Annotated in this window: 3 protein-coding genes and 1 pseudogene; 2 read left to right on the top strand and 2 right to left on the bottom strand. The window is 35.3% G+C overall.

Annotation, left to right across the window (positions count from 1 at the left end; translation table 11 throughout):
- Together BLS89_RS10295 and BLS89_RS10290 are read left to right on the top strand one after the other, a co-directional pair.
- On the top strand, positions 1 to 1569 hold a 1569-nt coding region (locus tag BLS89_RS10295; protein WP_092738133.1), incomplete at its 5' end, for a bifunctional DNA primase/helicase.
- Between the two features lie 20 nt (positions 1570 to 1589).
- A pseudogene (locus BLS89_RS10290) lies at positions 1590 to 1880 on the top strand (helix-turn-helix domain-containing protein); the annotation flags it as partial.
- Here BLS89_RS10290 and BLS89_RS11355 read toward each other — a convergent pair.
- Both BLS89_RS11355 and BLS89_RS10285 read right to left on the bottom strand, forming a co-directional pair.
- Entirely contained in the window at positions 1861 to 2064 is a 204-nt protein-coding gene (locus BLS89_RS11355; protein ID WP_394330520.1) for a hypothetical protein, read from the bottom strand. The pseudogene BLS89_RS10290 and the gene BLS89_RS11355 overlap by 20 nt on opposite strands.
- A 45-nt stretch (positions 2065 to 2109) precedes the next feature.
- Entirely contained in the window at positions 2110 to 2466 is a 357-nt protein-coding gene (locus BLS89_RS10285) for an SdpI family protein (protein ID WP_092738131.1), read from the bottom strand.
- Between the last annotated feature and the right edge of the window lie 336 nt (positions 2467 to 2802).

The following is a 2802-nucleotide window of genomic DNA, read 5'->3' as shown; positions in this document are numbered from 1 at the left end:
AAGTCTTTGCAGTCTTTTGAAAGTATCAATAAAAAAGGACAACCCTATCGAATAGAATCCAATGATGATGAGCCTATTTTTTCGTATCGGAATGCCGAACTTATTAAAATCTATCGTCCCTTGTCCAAGCATCGCTTTTTGTATGCGGGAACTGCTTCGGATTATTGTTTTGGGTTGAAACAACTGCCGACGGAAGGGGGCGATATTTTATTCATTACAGGCGGAGAAAAAGATGTGATGAGTTTGTATGCAAAAGGTTTTTCAGCCATTTGCTTTAATAGTGAAAATAGTCATATCCCTATCTCTCTGATTCAATCTTTAAAAGGCTGTTTTCGCCATATTGTGCTATTGTATGATGTAGACAGTGCAGGAAAGAAAGCAGTACAAAGCCACTTGGAAAAATTGTGCGATACAGTAGAATGTTTAGAGCTTCCCCTATCGGGAAGTAAAGAAGATAAAGACATCTCCAACTATTTTCAGCAAGGTCATACGGCTAATAATTTAAAAACATTGTTTTTGAAAATGCTTCAAGACAAGTATAAGCAAGGGCTTTCATTATTGCAGTCTTGCGAAATTCAATGGAGCCAACCTCCTGTCAAACAAAGGGTAATCATCTCATTAAAAGACACAGCATTAGGATTGCAGAGCAGTCTCTTGGGAATAACCGGCGGTGAAGGCACCGGCAAAAGCCACTATGTGGCCGCTATGATTGCAGGGAGTTTATATCAAGGTAAAAACCCAATAGACTTACTTGGGCTTAGCGTAACTTTCTGTAATAACCAAGCGGTTTTATTTTTTGATACCGAGCAATCCGCAGACCAGCTCTATGACAATATATCCATACTATTAAAACGAGCCGGACTCAATGCTATGCCCTCAAATTTTAAAGCCTATTGTCTTACGCAGATTCCAAGAAAAGAGCGAATGAAAATTATCCGGCAATGTATGGATACACTCTATTATGAATACTCCGGTATTCATTTAGTTGTCATTGACGGCATTGCCGATTTAATTAGTTCAGCCAATAATGAAAGTGAAAGTATAGAAATGATAGAAGAGCTGTATGCTCTGGCAGGGCATTATCAAACCTGTATGGTTTGTGTGCTGCATCTAACACCGGGAGGATTAAAACTTCGGGGGCATTTAGGGTCGGAGTTGCAACGAAAAGCCTCAGCGGTACTTTCGGTAGAACAAGACAGTGCGAATGCCTGCTCTGTCGTATTGCCAAAGAAAATTCGTAAAGGAGATCCCAACCAGCTGCCTAAGATATTATTCCGGTGGGATGCTGAAAGTGGAATGCACCGTTATTACGGTACTCAGAAGAAAATCGAAAAGAAAGATAAAACCACAGAATTAGCGACTCTCGTATCACCTCTGTTCAGAAAAAGAGAAATATGGGAATATAGTGAATTGGTACAAGAAATTAAAGCCTTAACGGGTGTACAGGAACGGACATCGAAAAACTATATCCTAAAACTCAAAGCCAAGGAATTATTGATTGCGGACAGCCAAAACCCGCAGCAATTAAGCATTGGCAAACTCATGAAAAAAATACTTAATCAAAAATAAAATACTAAAACTTACTCGTTATGAATATCGACCGAATGGAATTTATCATATGGATGGAGCGACTGATGGATCGTCTCGACCTACTTGCAGAACGCTTTGAAAAAGCCGAAAAGAAACGAAGTACCATCGACGGAGAGGAGTTACTCGACAATCAAGATTTAATGCTTACCTTCAAAATATCAGCTCGTTCTCTGCAGTGTTATCGCTCTGAGGGTAAACTACCTTATTACACAATTTCTGGGAAAATTTACTACAAATTATCAGATGTACATCAATTTATTAGAGAACACTTTAGCGTCCCTGTAAAAGCCAAAACAATGGCAATCTTAATAGTATTTGATATATTGAATAGAAACCATAATACCATTTATCATCAAAGGATGCCATTTGTTGACTTGCCAAAACCAAATCAAAACCAGTTAATGTATTTGTTGCTTTAGGATTTCTTAATTCTATATAATAAATCAGTTTGAACCAATCTAAAAATTTAACAATGGAAATAAATCTTTTACAGTTTGGACACCAATTATCATATATAACTTACTTTTCATTATTCATTCGCTTTAACTGATTTTCAGTTGAGAAGTAACAAAATATACTTCCAATAAAAAACTCTATCATTGAAATAATAGGAATTACTGGTGGTTCTTTTGTTAAATTTATATTTGCAGTAAAAAATATAACAAGTTGGGTTAGAATAACAACTACCGATACTAATAACCATCTTTTGGCAAAAAAAATTTGTGAAAAATTCCAGTTATCAATATTCATTACTGAACGTTTAGTTCTATAACCAAATGTATAATTTATTTCTTTTGGCGGATATAGATATAATAATAAAGGGATTACAACTATGAATAAATCAAATACTAAAATTGAAATTACTTCTTTTGACATTTTTAAATATATTTTTTAGGTTAATTAAGTTTAATTCATTTGGTAATAAATAAAGGGTCATGTTTTAAAAAGCATGATGGTGTAAAAGTTTGACAATCAGGGAATAAAATTGTATTTCTATTGAATGTTAATAACAATTAAACTCCACTGCCCCAATTGTCAAGGTACAAAGATAGTCAAAAACGGAAACAAAAAGAACAAGAAGTAAAACTATCTTTGCAAAACCTGTAAACGCCAATTTATCGGCGACCATAATCTAATCTACAAAGGCCGGGCTTCGCATATGGCTACAAAAATTTTCTTGCTCTTGGCAAGAAATGTAGGCATTCATGATAT

It is taken from the genome of Riemerella columbipharyngis (genome assembly GCF_900101995.1).
In the GTDB taxonomy this organism is placed as follows: Bacteria; Bacteroidota; Bacteroidia; order Flavobacteriales; family Weeksellaceae; genus Riemerella; species Riemerella columbipharyngis.
This window is presented reverse-complemented; position numbering and strand designations above follow the sequence as displayed.

Bases quoted from the DNA above. Each gene is read 5' to 3' on its own strand.
- BLS89_RS10285 (WP_092738131.1), bottom strand. From the start codon at position 2,466: ATGTCAAAAGAAGTAATTTCAATTTTAGTATTTGATTTATTCATAGTT.